The 15704-nt window shown below is 46.2% G+C and carries 14 protein-coding genes; 10 read left to right on the forward strand and 4 right to left on the reverse strand.

From position 1 onward, the window contains the following. The first annotated feature begins 63 nt into the window (after positions 1 to 63). Complete coding sequence (locus tag L1D60_RS00300; RefSeq protein WP_239839203.1) at positions 64 to 807, forward strand: GntR family transcriptional regulator; 744 nt, start codon at positions 64 to 66, stop codon at positions 805 to 807. An 86-nt stretch (positions 808 to 893) separates the two neighbouring features. Here the strand turns inward: L1D60_RS00300 and L1D60_RS00305 are convergent, their stop codons facing one another. Further along, the gene (locus L1D60_RS00305) at positions 894 to 2873 is read right to left on the reverse strand and encodes a methyl-accepting chemotaxis protein (protein ID WP_239839204.1); all 1980 of its coding nucleotides are present in this window, start codon (positions 2871 to 2873) and stop codon (positions 894 to 896) included. A gap of 343 nt (positions 2874 to 3216) precedes the next feature. Between L1D60_RS00305 and L1D60_RS00310 the strand changes: the two genes are divergently transcribed. Continuing rightward, entirely contained in the window at positions 3217 to 3390 is a 174-nt protein-coding gene (locus tag L1D60_RS00310; RefSeq protein WP_239839205.1) for a hypothetical protein, read from the forward strand. Positions 3391 to 3481: 91 nt separating this feature from the next. Then, the gene (locus tag L1D60_RS00315) at positions 3482 to 4069 is read left to right on the forward strand and encodes a TetR/AcrR family transcriptional regulator (protein WP_239839206.1); all 588 of its coding nucleotides are present in this window, start codon (positions 3482 to 3484) and stop codon (positions 4067 to 4069) included. A 66-nt stretch (positions 4070 to 4135) separates the two neighbouring features. Here L1D60_RS00315 and L1D60_RS00320 read toward each other — a convergent pair whose 3' ends face one another. Then, positions 4136 to 6007, reverse strand: coding sequence for a fructose-specific PTS transporter subunit EIIC (locus tag L1D60_RS00320; protein WP_239839207.1), 1872 nt, complete (start codon positions 6005 to 6007; stop codon positions 4136 to 4138). 185 nt (positions 6008 to 6192) lie between these two features. Between L1D60_RS00320 and L1D60_RS00325 the strand changes: the two genes are divergently transcribed. Beyond that, positions 6193 to 6501 carry a PTS fructose transporter subunit IIB gene (locus L1D60_RS00325; protein ID WP_239839208.1) on the forward strand — a complete coding sequence of 103 codons (309 nt, stop codon included), beginning with the start codon at positions 6193 to 6195 and terminating at the stop codon, positions 6499 to 6501. Then, positions 6501 to 7274: a PTS sugar transporter subunit IIA gene (locus tag L1D60_RS00330; protein ID WP_239840416.1), complete on the forward strand. Its 774-nt coding sequence runs from the start codon at positions 6501 to 6503 to the stop codon at positions 7272 to 7274. Before L1D60_RS00325 ends, L1D60_RS00330 begins: the two co-directional genes overlap by 1 nt. 15 nt (positions 7275 to 7289) lie before the next feature. Here the strand turns inward: L1D60_RS00330 and L1D60_RS00335 are convergent, their stop codons facing one another. Further along, positions 7290 to 8129, reverse strand: a complete 840-nt coding sequence (locus L1D60_RS00335; protein ID WP_032553464.1) for an AraC family transcriptional regulator — start codon at positions 8127 to 8129, stop codon at positions 7290 to 7292. A 379-nt stretch (positions 8130 to 8508) separates the two neighbouring features. Here L1D60_RS00335 and L1D60_RS00340 point away from each other — a divergent pair, with 379 nt between their 5' ends. From L1D60_RS00340 to L1D60_RS00355, 4 genes are all read left to right on the forward strand, one after another. Then, entirely contained in the window at positions 8509 to 10413 is a 1905-nt protein-coding gene (locus L1D60_RS00340) for a fructose-specific PTS transporter subunit EIIC (protein WP_239839209.1), read from the forward strand. 94 nt (positions 10414 to 10507) lie between these two features. Beyond that, positions 10508 to 11725 (forward strand): mannose-6-phosphate isomerase, class I, encoded by a 1218-nt coding sequence (gene manA / locus L1D60_RS00345; RefSeq protein ID WP_239839210.1) that lies wholly within the window; start codon positions 10508 to 10510, stop codon positions 11723 to 11725. Between the two features lie 248 nt (positions 11726 to 11973). Beyond that, the gene (locus L1D60_RS00350) at positions 11974 to 12414 is read left to right on the forward strand and encodes a PTS sugar transporter subunit IIA (protein ID WP_116870979.1); all 441 of its coding nucleotides are present in this window, start codon (positions 11974 to 11976) and stop codon (positions 12412 to 12414) included. Positions 12415 to 12427: 13 nt separating this feature from the next. Beyond that, complete coding sequence (locus L1D60_RS00355; protein ID WP_239839211.1) at positions 12428 to 13861, forward strand: fructose-specific PTS transporter subunit EIIC; 1434 nt, start codon at positions 12428 to 12430, stop codon at positions 13859 to 13861. Positions 13862 to 13936: 75 nt separating this feature from the next. On the opposite strand, the gene L1D60_RS00360 is transcribed toward L1D60_RS00355, so the two are convergent. Beyond that, positions 13937 to 14713, reverse strand: a complete 777-nt coding sequence (locus tag L1D60_RS00360) for a transporter substrate-binding domain-containing protein (protein WP_123305867.1) — start codon at positions 14711 to 14713, stop codon at positions 13937 to 13939. A 119-nt stretch (positions 14714 to 14832) separates the two neighbouring features. On the opposite strand from L1D60_RS00360, the gene L1D60_RS00365 reads away from it, so the two are divergent. Beyond that, positions 14833 to 15573 (forward strand): amino acid ABC transporter permease, encoded by a 741-nt coding sequence (locus L1D60_RS00365; protein ID WP_239839212.1) that lies wholly within the window; start codon positions 14833 to 14835, stop codon positions 15571 to 15573. Positions 15574 to 15704 lie beyond the last annotated feature (131 nt).

Below are 15704 nucleotides of genomic sequence, written 5' to 3' on the forward strand. Positions count from 1 at the left end.
TTTTCTGCGTCGTTCGCAATTCAGGTATACTTCGATTAAATATAAAAGCGAAAACAGACCTTTATGAGCACTTACCAACCTTTGCTAACTCTCATTAAAAACCGAATCGAGCAAAAAGATAAATCACCGCTTTATCTGAAGATTGCCGACTCAGTCAAACTGGCAACAGAGCAGAAGCTTCTAAAAGGCGGAGACTTCATTCCAACCGAACGAGAGTTCAGTGATAAGTTGGACGTATCTCGTATTACGGTAAGAAAGGCGCTCGATGTATTGGACAAAGAGGGCGTGATAGTTCGTTCTCGCGGTTTGGGTACAATGATCAGTGAAACCGTTGAATACTCAGGTAAAGAAGCAACGGGCTTCTCTCAACAGGCTGTTTTGAAAGGCAAAAAACCAGATACACTCTGGATCAAAAAAGATGTCATTGAGTGTTCGTCAGAGATCGCGACCAAACTTTCCATTAAAGAGAATGAACAGGTCTTTTTGCTGAAGCGCGTTCGTTACATTGATGAACAAGCTGTGTCGATTGAAGAGTCATACGTCCCTGCTCACCTAATCAAGAACCCGGATGAGATCCAGCTTTCGCTGTACGATTATTTCCGTAACCAAGATATCTCTCCAACCAAGACTCAGAGTCGTGTTTCGGCGCAAATGCCAACCCAAGAATCCCTTGAAAAGCTCGCTATCGACAATAACGTTCCGGTACTGCTTATCGAGCAAACCGCTTACGACAAACAGGGCGTGCCCATCGAATACAGCATCAACCATTGTCGTGGTGACATGTATGTCTTTGTTAGCGAAGACTAACCGTCATTAGAATAAAAAAAGGCCCGTGAGACTTAACGAATCACGGGCCTTTTCTTTATCTTGGTGCTCTATATTTCAAGCATTCTCTAACGCTTGAACACGTTTGACAGAGTTTTCAGTGACGAAGCAAGCTCTGCTTGGTCACGCGCCGTTACAGCAATCTGTGTCGCGCCTGTGGTTGATTCTGTCGATTTCTGCTCAACGGAGATGACATTTTTCGCGATGTCTTGAGTCACGACCGCCTGCTCTTCCGTCGCTGTTGCAATCTGCTCAGCCATACTGAATATTTCGCCGACTGAATCAGAAATACTCTGTAAGCTCTGCTCAACATCACGTGAATCTTCCACCGCTTTCTGTGACATCTTTTGGCTGTTGTCAATCACATCAAACGCACTTTGAACATCCGTTTGCAGTGCCGTCACGAAGCCTTCAATTTCTGCTGTCGACTCTTGAGTGCGCTGCGCCAATGTTCTTACTTCATCTGCCACCACCGCAAAACCACGACCTTGCTCACCCGCACGAGCCGCCTCAATCGCCGCGTTCAATGCTAAGAGGTTAGTTTGCTCAGCGACCGATTTAATCACATCAATAACGCTATTGATATTGCTGCTGCTCTCGTTCAGATGTGCGATCTTCTCTGCCAAGCCATTGATCTCATTCGCTAGATGCTCGATTGAGTGGTAAGAGTGTTGAACCGTTTCTAGCCCGACCTTAGATTGCTGATCAGCAGTTTGTGCTGAAGCCGCGGTTTGCTGAGTCTTGTCAGCCACTTCGTTCACCGTAGCAGAAAGCTCTTCAGTGGCTGTAGCGATTAAACCAATTTGATCTTGTTGCTCGACCAATGCATGGGAATTGTAGTCACAGGTTTGCGATGTCTCTTCTGCTGCAGAAGCCAAAGACATACTTGAGTGAGATAACTGATCCATCACATCTTTAAACTTCTCTAACGTCGAATTTAAAGACGCCGCAATTTGACCAAGTTCGCTACTGCCTTCATATTTCGCGCGTACCGTCAGATCATTGCTATCACGAACGCTTGCCATTACCGAGGTTAAGTTGCTCACTCGTGTTGTTAAGTCTCTAATAACTTTAATACCTACATACAACGCTACCAAGGACACAACCGCGAACAACGCAATACTAAACAGCATCTGAGTTTGAGCTTGTTGGGCTTTATGCTTGGTCAGATTGATCAATGAATCCGCAAGATGGTTTTCAGTTTGCTTGAGTTTCACGATACGGCCCGTTGACTGAGCAAACCAATACACAGGATCAGTATCGAAACCACTCATGGTTGACTTAGCGACCTCTCGCAAGCGTTTTACTTCATCGACCGCTTTATCATTGAGCTGTTGTTCGAAAAAGGCGACATTGTCTGGGTTACTCAACACCTCAAAGTTTGAGAAGTAAGTATCTTGTTGAGTCACCAATGAAATGAATTTCACCAGCATCCCTTCACCGAACTCATTCTTAGAGAAAGTATTGCTCAATACAGCACGTTCGATACCCGCTCTCTCTTTACCTTGCAGGAAGTTATAATAAGCAATGGTCTCACGAGTAATGACCGAATCACTGCTTAGATCTGCAATCAATGAAGAGACACTCAATAGCTTGGCATTAAGCTGAGTGTAGTAAGCAAGTGCTTGGCCTAAAGGGATGGTTTGCGCATCCACCTGACGACGAATGTCCGTAATTTGGTTAAGCCCTTGAGAGATGGTTTGATTCAGTTGAGTAATCTCTGGCAGGTCGATGGCTTGTGATTGCCAAAACTCATTGCGAACAGAACGCTTTTGATTAGTCAGATTGCGTTGGTCGCTAAGCTCTTTTCCAAATTTGGTGCCTTTCGCGCCCAAGAATCCCGCCGTCATACCGCGCTCTTTTTGCAACTCATGGACAAGCTCACTGTAGACAACTGAAAGGCGAGTCAATTGATTGAGCATCTGCATCTCTTGCGATGTATTCACGCTTTGCGATATAGCGGAGGCACTGAGCCAAAGAAACCCAAGTATGGGCAAAATAAGCAGAGCAAATATTTTTTGCTTGAACGACATGTCCGTTAGTTTCATAAACCTTTCCTAGCAGCTGACAAATCTCTATATCCCGACTGTGGCACACTTCTTACTTGGTACACCTTTGGCGAGATCATGTAATTATCAAATTAATCAATAAATGTGCCATCTCAAGGTGTTACCCGGTCAAAATAACAGCTAAGTTTATAAAACATAATGATTTATCTGGTTTCTAGAAGCTCGACACTACCTAATAAGTCGATAAGTGACATACAACACAATACGCACATGCCCCAGTAAACAACAAGTTGCATTATAGTGGTGCATGTTGAAGTCATGATCGTGATGAGTATAATGCGCCGCTGACAAAAAACTGATTAGATAAAATTGAGGCAAGTGTATGAATTGTCCTTCTTGTGAAGAGCATATTGGCTGGGATTGGGTTGAAGATGAAGCAATTGAACCAAATGAAGAGTTTAATTGCCCAGAATGCGATGCAACCTTAATGTACGCCATCGATGAAGGGACTTACTACGGCGCAGAACACAAAACGGTTGAAGTCGTGGATTGCTAATCTCAGCACATCCAAATCGCGATCTCCTTTACTCTCACGCATACCCTGCTTAAAATGTTGAACACGTGTTCAAAGTCTTTGAGGTTACCCAATGGCAAATACAGCAAAATTCGATAGACAAGATGTGATCGACAAAGCCACCAATCTCTATTGGGAAAAAGGCTTTCACGCCACGTCAATGCGCAATCTGCAAGATGTGATAGACATGCGTCCAGGCAGTATTTACGCCACCTTCGGTAGTAAAGAGGGCTTGTTCAAAGAGACATTAACTCGCTACACCGAGCTAGGTAAAGCCAACCTAAAGCGTGCGCGTGAAGAGAACAGCTCCCCACTTAAAGCACTAGAAAGCTTTGTTCGACGCGCTGTTGTCGAGTCTAAGCAGAGCGCTCCCAATGGGATGTGTATGCTGGCCAAAACAGTCGCGGAGCTAACCAATGAACACCAAGAGCTGCTTGATGAAGCTAAAAAGTGCCTAGTGGTTATGGAAGGTGAATTTGCCAAGCTGGTTATCGAAGCGCAACAGGCTGGCGAAATTAGCCAAAGTCGTGATGCAAAACATCTTGCTCGACATGTTCAGGTGCAAATTGCGGGCTTGCGTACATACGCTAAGACTTGCGATGACTTAGAGCTTCTCAATACCATGGTTGAAGATATCTTTAAGCACCATCCTTTCAAATAAAGTGCTTTAATTACGAGATTAAGATTGGTTCTATTAACAGAGCCAATCTACAGTTCAATTGTTAAATCACATCTTACGAAGAATCAGCCCCTGTCCATTAAGCATCGCATCTTTGGTGCCAACATCGACAATCTTCTTGCCTCTGAACCTTTCTACCTCTTTGATTGCCACATCATGAGCAAAGATCACTAATCGAGCATGGTCGATATCCTTTTGTGTGATTCGATTGCCAATCCCGTTTGCTCCTTGTGTCTCGACTTTAATTCGCACGCCGAGTTGCTGAGCAGCTTTCTCTAAAGACTTAGCAGCTAGGAAAGTATGCGCAACACCCGAAGGGCAAGAAGTGACAGCCAACACATCGGCAACGCCCTCTTCCGTGACAGAGCCACCAAGCTCCTGATGGCTATAGCCTTGATCGCCCTCATCAACGGTTTTCTTGAGTAATATCACCACAAGAGCTGTTGTAAGAGAGCCCGCTAAAGTTCCTGCAATATAAGCAATTTTCCCATCAACCACGGGCAGAACTATCCAACCGCCCCAAGGTGCGTGGTTAACCACATGGAACATAAAACCAATCACATTGCCTACGATTCCTCCGGCGACCACCGCGGGCAGCACACGAGCAGGATCTGCCGCTGCGAATGGAATAGCCCCTTCACTAATACCAATCATGCCCATAATGCCAGCAGCCTTACCAGCCTCTCGCTCATCACGTTTGAATTTTTTCGGTGAAAGGAAGGTCGCCAATGCCATACCAAGCGGTGGAGTGCAGATCGCAATACCGACTCCTCCCATCAACCAAGGCTGAGTATTGACTTGGGTTTGAGCAAACAGGGTAGCCACTTTGTTGATAGGACCTCCCATATCAAACGCCGTCATGGCACCCAATACTGTACCGAGAAGAAACTTACCGGAACCGGCCATCCCAGTCAGCATCTCGTTCATTGCCGTCATAAACTGAGCGATGTGAGCACCAATACCCCACATCACCACACCACAGGTAACAAAGGTGCCGACGAGCGGATAGATAAAGATCGCACTCAATGCGGTCATGCTTTCCGGCAGTTTTATCCGTTTCAGCAACTGAACGGTATAACCCGCGACAAAACCCACCACAATCGCGCCCAAGAATCCGGTTTGGTACTGCTCTACGGCGACCCAAGATCCAATCATTCCGGGTGCTAAACCGGGTTTATCCGCCATTGAGTAAGCGATGTACCCGCCGAGCACTACCGTAAATAAGGTCAGCCCCGCAACACCCATCTGAGCAACATCCGCCAAAAAACCCGAGTTTGGCACTGCGGCTTGACCAGTAAGCATCACCGATAAGGAAAGCAACACCCCACCCGCGACCACAAAGGGAATCATATGAGAGGTGCCATAAAGCAGATGCTCTTTAACTCGATGCAAGGCCTGAGTGTACGGGCTAGCAATAGACAGTTGCTCTTCAATAGATTGATAAACTTCGCTTGAGGATGAGGAACAGGCGTCGATATCAGAAAACAGCATAATCACATCTTCAACAGACTCCGCCGCCTTCAATTTTGTAACAAAGCCATCCTCGATAAATTTGGTCGAGACTTGGGCCAAAACTTCGATATGGTGCTCATCATTATTATCAGGAGAAGCGAGCATAAAGAACACGTCCGAACACTCCCCAGTTTCAGCCCCGTAATCGATCCCTTGGCGGCTGATACCAATAGCGATAGCAGGCTTAGCCACGGAACGGCTCTTGGCATGAGGTATGGCGATACCATCATCAAACCCTGTATTGCCTATTGATTCTCGCGCCCACAGTTCTTCGAGAAAAAGTTGTTTGTTCGAGAGTTTGCCAGCGCTATCGAGCATCTCCACCAGCTCTTCGAACACTTGCTGTTTGGTCGTGGCCTTGAGATCCAAGCAGATCGTATCAGATTCAATGAAATGTGTGATGTCCATAGCGGCTCGATATTACTGAATATATAAGGTTAGGTTAGCGGTCAAAACCACCCAATCATATAGCACTAAACATGCATTAACTGGATTTTTGTAACCAAGAAATCAGAGTGTGAAGTGAGACTTTTGAATTCCAAACAACTCCCTCTAATATTTAAGGGCTTTCTTCATCTACACAGAGAACCATCATGAGAATTGTAGCGGTAACTGCGTGCCCTACAGGCATTGCCCATACGTACATGGCTGCAGATGCACTAACTAAAACAGCGCCTAAATTTAATGTTTCGATCAAGGTCGAGACACAAGGAGCAATGGGCGTTGAAAACCAACTCAGCGCGCATGATATTGCCCAAGCAGACCGTGTGCTGATCGTCTCTGATATCGAAATAGAACAACCGAATCGTTTCGATGCCAGTAACACCGTGCGCATTGCGATGGAAGACGTGTTGCTCAGCGTAGAGAAGGTCTTCATCAAACACTGTCGCAGCTGTTCATGATCCCAGAATATCAACTGACGTTTTTTGTCGACAACGCCTCTGCCAGTGCGCACGCAGCCCAACCTCTGTGCCGTCTTGCTCGCAAGTTCAAAAGCTCTATTCGTATCATCAATATCACTCAGGGTCGTGCTGCCGATCTCTCTAAGTCTGTGGCTCTACTACAAGTGGGGCTGCTTAAAGGCGATCTGGTTCAAATTACTGCAGTCGGACTTGATGCGGAGTTGGCGTGCTTTGTTCTCAAAGATGTAATTGCCGAGCATTATGTCTTGGTTGGATCTCAGGTAAATCATGAGTTCTCTACGGATTTGATGCAGCGCTTCCCTCAGATAAGCCCACCGTGTGAGGTTGATTGGCATCACGCCAAAGCGCAAACTCAGCTCACCAAGTTCGAGTGTTTGAAAGGCCTAGCGCATCTTATCTACCCGGAGAACCCGGATGAACTGATTCTGTCATTCATTCGACGAGAAGAGCGTTCTTCGACCTGTGTAGCACCCGGAATCGCACTGCCTCATGTGATGTTTGAGCACTGCGAGAGAATGTCGATAGCTGTAATTGTTAGCGAAGATCAGATTGATTGGGCGTCCAAGATTGGACAAGTGTATGTCGCGATAGCACTGGTCATGCCGACCAAACCACAGAGAGAGCAGATCATTGCAGCGACCAATCTGACACGCAACCTACTCAATGATCAGATCACCGAACGTTTGCAAAAAACCAAAAGCAGCATCGACCTGCAAGCCTTGCTGATGTACCTCACTTCTCGTTTACTGTAAGCACTCATTCCTAGATTAGATAGAGCTACGATATTCGCTCGGCGTTCTTCCAGTACGGTTTTTAAATACTCGGCAGAAATAGTTCACATCTTTAAAACCACAACGAACCGACACTTCATTGAGCTTAAAGTTATACTTCTTGAGCATGAACTTAGCACGGTCGACTCGCACACGAGTGATGTACTCGGCCAATGTCATATGGCCTTGTTGGCGGAACATTCGAGACAAATGGTTAGAGGAAATACTAAAGCGCGAGGCGATGCTGTCACGGGTTATCTGGCGATGGAAATTCTCTTGAATGTAAATACAAATGCCCTGATACACATCCTGTACTCGGCTGTGAGACTTCTCGACAGGTGCATCTAACATCGTCTTACTGTATTGCAGCAGCGCTTGCAGTAATAACTCATCCATCGGTTGTTTGTTACTCTCGCGTGCTAATGAGCTGAGTGCCTCAAGAATATTATCAATCGCAAAGCCAGAACGAGTCTGAATACTGTGCTTTTGAATATCATAAAAGCTCTCTTCGCCTTTGCGCTTACTCACCAAGCTTAAACCAAGTTGGCGACGACCAAACAACATACTCAGCACCGAACAGTCAGTATCCCAGTTCGGCTTGTTCCAACAGTTAGGCGGGATGAAAATCGCATCCCCAGCTTTCGCGACAACGTTGGTGATCTTACGATCATGACTCTCCATTTCATTAATATACTCACCGTCGAGCACCAGCTCTAAGCGCGGAAAGTTCACCTGATAACTGAATGCTGAAGGCGTGTGAAAATCGCCCGCAAACCAGATGTTATGAAATGGTTCTCGCTCATTTAATACCGACGAGATTAGGTCATGAAATATCATTTATTCGAACTCTTAAAAGCAGCAATAACGCTACGGCAATAGATATACTCCTTAGTGAAACATAGCGCTATTGAGCAAAATCACAATTTGAGATCTAGGTTACAAAAATCCAGTAGTGGAAATAAATATCCAGTCTGCATCCAGATTTTGAACACCGTTGTCACAATAAGAAAATCACCCTAACCCCTTATCAATAAAAGCCTTAATGACTCATAAAGGCTGTCAATACGCACCCAAAATGGTGCTCCTAAACGATCAAAATCACACTCCATTTAGAAGGCAACAATCATCCAGTAAATGCGTTTTTTCTTCACTACAGAAGGCAAGTAATCAATTTCAGAATATCCCTAACAAAATAAAAACAGAGTAGGGGTTCATTATGATCACAACACTGATCAATCAAGATTTGATTAAGCTTTCGCTTAGCGCCAATTCCAAAGAAGACGTATTTAAAGAGCTGATAGACGTGCTATACGCACAAGGCCGAATTTCAGACAAAGCTCAGTTTCTTGCCGACATTAAAGCGCGAGAAGAACAAGGTAATACCGGCTTTGAAGAGGGCATCGCCCTACCACACGCGAAAAGCAGCGCGGTAATCAAGCCTGCGGTTGTTATCGGCGTGCACAAACAAGGCATCGACTACGGCGCCGATGACGGTCAACCTTCAAAACTGTTCTTTATGATTGCCTCTCCCGATGGTGGCGACAATCACCACATTGAAGTACTGGCAGAGCTTTCTTCAAAATTGATTGAAGAAGGTTTCATTGAGAACTTCATGAATGCCGACTCCGAGCAAACGGCATTGGAACTACTACTGACGAAACCAGAGCCAGTTCAAACCGAAGAAACAACAGAAACCCAAGGCTTCATCATTGGTGTGACAGGTTGCCCGGCTGGCGTGGCACACACCTATTTGGCAGCAGAGGCGTTAGAGAAAGGCGCAGCAGCACTTGGCTACGATGTTAAGGTTGAAACTAACGGCTCTATCGGCGTTAAAAACAGCCCAACTCAAGAAGAGATTGAACGTGCAGACGCGATTGTCGTGGCTTGTGATAAGCAGGTCGACATGGCTCGTTTTGCTGGCAAACGCGTTATCTGCACCAACGTAAAAGCGCCAATCAAAGACGCGCAAGGATTGATTAAACAAGCACTCAATGCGCCAAGCTACCAAGCAGAGCAAGCTCCAACCAACCAATCCGTTGCCGAAAAAGCATCACAAGCGCGCTCAGACCTTTATCGTTACTTGATGAATGGCGTATCACACATGATCCCATTCGTAGTGACGGGCGGCCTTTTGATTGCCCTAGCACTAGCTATTGGTGGCGAACCAAGTGAATCTGGAATGGCGATCCCTGCTGGCAGCATGTGGAACCAAATTCTGGAAGTGGGCGTGGTTGCCTTCACCCTGATGATCCCGATCTTGGCCGGCTACATTGCTTACGCGATTGCAGACCGCCCTGCTCTAACCCCTGGCTTGATTGGTGGTTGGATTGCCAACAATGGCTCTTTCTATGGCGCTGACGCAGGTACTGGCTTCATTGGCGCAATCATCGCCGGTCTATTAGTCGGCTACTTCGTGAAATGGATTACTTCGTTTAACTACCACAAATTCGTTCAGCCGCTTGTGCCTATCATGATCGCTCCGATCACTGGTTCTTTATTCATCGCAGGTCTGTTCATCTTCGTCATTGGTGCGCCTATCGCGGGACTAATGGATGCGCTTACTGCGCTGCTAACTAGCATGAGCACAGGCAACGTGGTTCTGCTTGGCATCGTACTGGGTGGTATGGCTGGCTTTGATATGGGGGGGCCGTTTAACAAAGTCGCGTTCCTATTCTCGGTTGGCATGATTGCTAGCGGTCAAACTCAATTCATGGGTGCAATGGCGTGTGCAATCCCTGTCGCTCCCCTTGGTATGGCTATCGCAACCAGACTTGGCCGTAAGTTCGACCTATTCGAATCTTCTGAGATTGAAGCAGGTAAAGCAGCAGGCGCGATGGGCTTGGTGGGTATCTCTGAAGGTGCGATTCCATTCGCGGCTCAAGATCCAATGTCAGTTATCCCAGCCAACGTGCTTGGCTCAATGACTGCTGCGGTAATGGCGTTCTCGTTTGGTATCACCAACAGTGTTGCTCACGGTGGTCCAGTGGTCGCTCTACTTGGCGCAATGAACTACCCACTGCTAGCACTGGTGTGCATGGCGTCTGGTGCGGGCGTAACTGCGGTTACTTGTATCGCGCTTAAAAATCTACGCAAAGCCAAGCTAACAGCAGCAGCGGCTTAAGCCATTTCAACTCCAATGGCTTGAGCCCACTCTACTCTCACATTTCATTAGGCCGAGTAGAGCTCAAGCCATGTTTCCTTTCATGGTGATTTCGATGTCTGATTTTTCTTTAGCGAACGATTCGTTCGTACAACGCTTTTTCTACCCGATGACCAACGTGATTCAGAACTACGCATGGGGTAGCCCTTCTTCGTTCAACCAACTGTTTGGCATTGATAACCAGTCTGGTGAGCCACAAGCAGAGATCTGGATGGGCGCTCATCCAAATGGTTGTTCAATGGTGAACGACAACGGGCAACAGACCACACTGTCGAGCTTGATCTCTAAGAACCTAAACCTGTTTTTAAGCGAGAAAGTGGCGAGTCGCTTTGGTGAACTCCCTTATCTTTTCAAAGTATTAGCTGCTGAGAAAGCACTGTCTGTTCAAGTTCACCCAAACAAGCAACAGGCGGAATCTGGCTATGCACTAGAAGAGCAGCAAGGCATTCCGATGAGCGCAGGCAATCGTAACTACAAAGATCCTAACCACAAGCCAGAGTTGGTGTATGCCCTAACCGACTACACGGCGATGAATGGCTTTAGAGCAATCAACGAAATCCTTGAGCACTTTCATTACCTCGATGTTCCGGAGTTGCATTCGATGGTTAACGATCTCGAGGGCGACCAAACTCCCAATGGATTAGCCTGTTTCTTTGCAAGCCTGTTGTCTCTGGAAGGTGAGCAAAAAGGCATGGCGTTAACCATGCTGCTGATGAAGGCGAAACTTTCTGATGCACCCGTATTCCAATTGATCTCAGAGCTTGAAGCGCAATACCCTGGTGATGTCGGCTTGTTCGCTCCACTGCTATTGAATGTGATTACCCTAAAACCGGGTCAAGCCATGTATCTAGATGCAGAAACCCCTCACGCTTACATCAAAGGCACAGGCTTAGAGATCATGGCAAACTCAGACAATGTGCTGCGCGCCGGGTTAACGCCTAAGTACATGGACGTGAACGAACTGGTTTCTTGTACTCGATTTAATGAAAAGCCTGCGGATAGATTATTGCTCAACCCGATTGAGCAAGGTGATGTGATGGAATACGAAATTCCAGTCGAGGATTTTAAGTTCTCTATCGTGCAAAATTCGCATCAACGCCAGATCACGACCGAAGGTGCCGAGATCCTATTGCCGCTCGACGAGTCTATGGTGCTCACTCATCAATGTGGTGAAACCTGCGTGATAGAGAAAGGCCATTCGGTATTCGTTCCGGCTTATGCTGAGAGTTACAAACTGGATTGCGCTGGACGCGTAGCGCGCGCTTACAGCTAACTCCCTCAGAACTCAGTACACACTGTTCATGCCCTGCTTTTGCGGGGCATTTTTGTTCCTACAGAAAGTTATTTCAACACCGAAATACACCATCAGATATGCCCCATCTCACACTTGATGAATGATGCAAATCACACTTAATTTTGCTTGGTACAAATGTACAGTGAAGGGCTTTTATTTGCTATTTCGCGAATCAGGTTAATCCATTAATTTTAATTCAAGAACTTCAATAGTGAATGAGTTAATAAATGATCACACAGCTAACTAACGTCAACTTAATTAATAACAACCTTCAAGCGAATAATAAAAAAGAACTGTTTGAAGAATTGGCAGGCATGTTATTTGAGAATAACCGAATCAGCAGTAAGGAAGCCTTTTTGGCTGACATTGAAATTCGTGAATCTCAAAGCATCACCTCAATGGACGGCATCGCTTACCCACACTCGAAAAGCAAGGCAGTAACTGAGCCAGCGATTGCTGTTGGTGTAAAGCGAGAAGGCATTGAGTATGGCGATGAAGACGGTATTAACCCAACCGTATTTTTTATGATTGCCTCACCAGACAACGGTGCTGACCATCATATTTATGTACTACAAGAACTATTTGGAAAATTCAGTGATGAATTTATTCAAGATATCCATAACGCAAAAGATGAACATCAAATCCTTAATATTTTAATTAATTCATAAGGCGTAGACAATTATGAGTACCCTAGCAAATCAAGCTACGAATACCAGTAGCAATTCTAATAAAACAAATAAGAATAGTAGTAGCGACTATAAAAAAATCCTTAGTACTATGAAAGGTCATCTGCTTTTCGGTACATCACACATGCTGCCTTTCATCGTAGCCGGTGGTGTTCTGTTGGCTTTAGCAGTCATGGCATCAGGTAAAGGTGCCGTTCCAGCAGACGGTTTGCTGGCAGACATCTCCAACATCGGTATCAAAGGCCTTGTTCTTTTCCCAATCATTCTTGGCGGCTTTATTGGTTACTCAATTGCAGATAAACCAGCACTAGCTCCTGCGATGATCTCTTCTGGCATCATGGCAGACATGGGCGGCGGCTTCCTTGGTTGTATCGTGGCTGGCTTTATTGCAGGTGGTGTGGTGCTTCAACTTAAGAAGATCCCACTTTCTACCAACATGACAGCGTTAGGTGCGTACTTCATCTACCCGCTTCTAGGCACATTAATCTCTGCAGGTATCGTACTGTGGGGCATCGGTGAGCCAATCAAACTGTTCATGGCTTCAATGAACGAGTTCCTAGCTTCAATGGCGGGTGCATCTAAGATGGTTCTTGGCACAATCCTTGGTGGTATGACGGCATTTGATATGGGCGGTCCAATCAACAAAGTAGCAACCCTATTTGCTCAAACTCAAGTAGACACGCAACCATGGTTGATGGGCGGCGTAGGCATCGCGATTTGTACACCACCTCTAGGTATGGCGCTGGCGACGTTCCTGTTCAAAAACAAGTTCTCTAAACAAGAACAAGAGGCGGGTAAAGCAGCAGCAATCATGGGTTCTATCGGTATCTCTGAGGGTGCAATCCCATTTGCGGCGAACGACCCAATGCGTGTGCTTCCTTCAATCGTTGCCGGTGGTATCGTTGGCTGTGTGTTCGGCTTCATGACAGACATCCTACTTCACGCACCATGGGGCGGCCTAATCACAGCGCCAGTTTCAAGCAACATTCCAATGTACGTAGTCGGTATCGCACTTGGCTCTCTAACCACAGCGGTTATCGTTGGCTTCTGGAAACCAGTAGTCGTTGAAACCGAAGAAGACACAGTTGAAGCTGCGCCAGTTCAAGCTCAAACAGCACCTGTAGCTGGTGAAGGCGAGTACGACATCGTAGCAGTGACATGTTGCCCATCTGGTGTTGCACACACCTTTATGGCAGCCAAAGCACTAGAGAAAGCCGGTGCGGAAGCTGGTCTTAAGATTAAGGTAGAAACACAAGGTCAAAACGGCATTCAGAACCGCATCACTGACCTAGATGTAGCAAACGCGAAACTGGTTATCTTAGCTCACGATATTCAAGTGAAAGACGCTCACCGCTTTGCCAATGCAAACGTGATTGAGTGTTCAACCAAAGAAGCGATGAAGAAAGCCGCAACACTGGTCGTCGCATAACCCAACGTCAAGTTAGCTCCTAACTCTAGAGCCCTACCCCCTAAGGGCTCTATTTTTCTCTTCTCTATGAGCTCGTTACATGCTCTTCAGTCCCCACTTCTCAGCGGTTTGCTTGAAGAAACCTTGCGTCTTTTTCAATTCAACCCAGTGGTTAATGTAATTAATCCAAACCTGATCATCTTGTGGTAGTAGCATCGCAATTGGAGTTGGTTTACGTGGCTCTTTCACCGGAACTATCGCGAGTTGTTTAAACTTCTCTACTAAGGTTGCAGCCTCTACGTTTGAAGTCACGGAGACATCAGCGCGGCGAGCTAAAAGCTCTTGGAAATCCCGTGCCGGCGCTTCAATCACGATGTGTTGTGCCGATGGGAAGAAGTCCTTCACCATTTTTTCTTGTACTGTGCCAAGCGTGGCGGCAACTTTGATTTCTGCTTTGTCAAAGTCACTCCAGTCGGAGAACTTCCCTAGGTCTTTCTTTTGCACGACAGGGACGAAAGCCAGATAGAAATAGGGTTGGCTGTACCCAGCGACTTTTGCTCGAGACATGTTGAGCGATGCGCTGCCAGTCACGTCGTATTTGTTAGCTGTGATGCCATTCACCAAGGTTTTCCAGTCTGTTGCGACGTATTCCACTTTAACGCCTAGGTCCTTAGCCAGCTCAGTCGTGACATCGATATCAAAGCCTCGGTAGCTATTGGTCGCTGGATCCTTCATTGTCATTGGGTTCCAGTCCCCCGTTGTACCAACGCGAAGAACTCCGGCATCCAGTATCTCCTGTAAGCGACTTTGTGCATGTGCAATTTGTGTAAAAGCAAGTAAGCACATTCCTAATGCAATTAAGCTTTTCTTCATTTTTTATTCCTTCAAAGAATGCTGATTTCTAAGTGATGAGATATTCTTCTTAATTATTAACCATTAAACAGATTTGGTTGTTAACATAGCAATAACAAATGGAGTTTTTGGGAGTAAATGTGAACTATCGTCACTTATCGCTAGTTTCTCTGCTGTTTCTGACAGGATGTTCAGACTACCAATGGGGATGGTATGTACTCGACCCGTCAACGGAGCAGGGGCGCACTAACATTCAGTTTTTGGTAGCTGGTTTTAGCGAGACTATTCAGGTTTCGTTGCTAAGCATGTTTTTTGCTATGGCTCTGGGTCTATTGGTCGCCTTTCCAGCGCTTTCCAGTTCTCCAATATTCAGGGGGATTAATCGACTTTACGTAGAGGTGATGCGTTCTATCCCTGTATTGGTATTGCTATTGTGGGTGTATTACGGAATGCCGACATTACTCGATGTCTCTTTGAACCACTTCTGGGCAGGGGTAATCGCATTGACCATTGCCGAGAGCGCCTTTATGGCAGAAGTGTTCCGTGGGGGGATTCAAGCGATTAATCGTGGCCAACATGAAGCGGCCGAATCCTTGGGACTGACCTATTGGCAAAAAATGCGATTGGTTATCCTACCGCAAGCATTCCGTCAGATACTGCCGCCATTGGGTAACCAGTTTGTTTATATCCTCAAAATGAGCTCGCTGGTGAGTGTGATTGGTTTGAGTGATCTAACAAGGCGAGCAAATGAGCTAGTGGTGAACGAGTATTTGCCTTTAGAGATCTATACCTTTCTGGTTGTGGAGTACCTTGTTCTTATTTTGGTGGTATCGCAGGCGGTTCGTTGGCTAGAAAAAAGGATTGCGATTCCGAGCCATTAAGTGGTTCTTACCCTCAAGAGCGTTTAGCTACCTCAAACAAAAGCCTCGAGCACAAACCCAAACTCCTGTTGATACTCCCCCTAAGAAAAATCCCCACTCATTTGAGCGGGGATTTCTTGTTTTAAGTGCAA

Origin of the sequence: Vibrio sp. Isolate30 (assembly GCF_022397975.1) — a bacterium.
Taxonomy (GTDB): domain Bacteria; phylum Pseudomonadota; class Gammaproteobacteria; order Enterobacterales; family Vibrionaceae; genus Vibrio; species Vibrio fortis.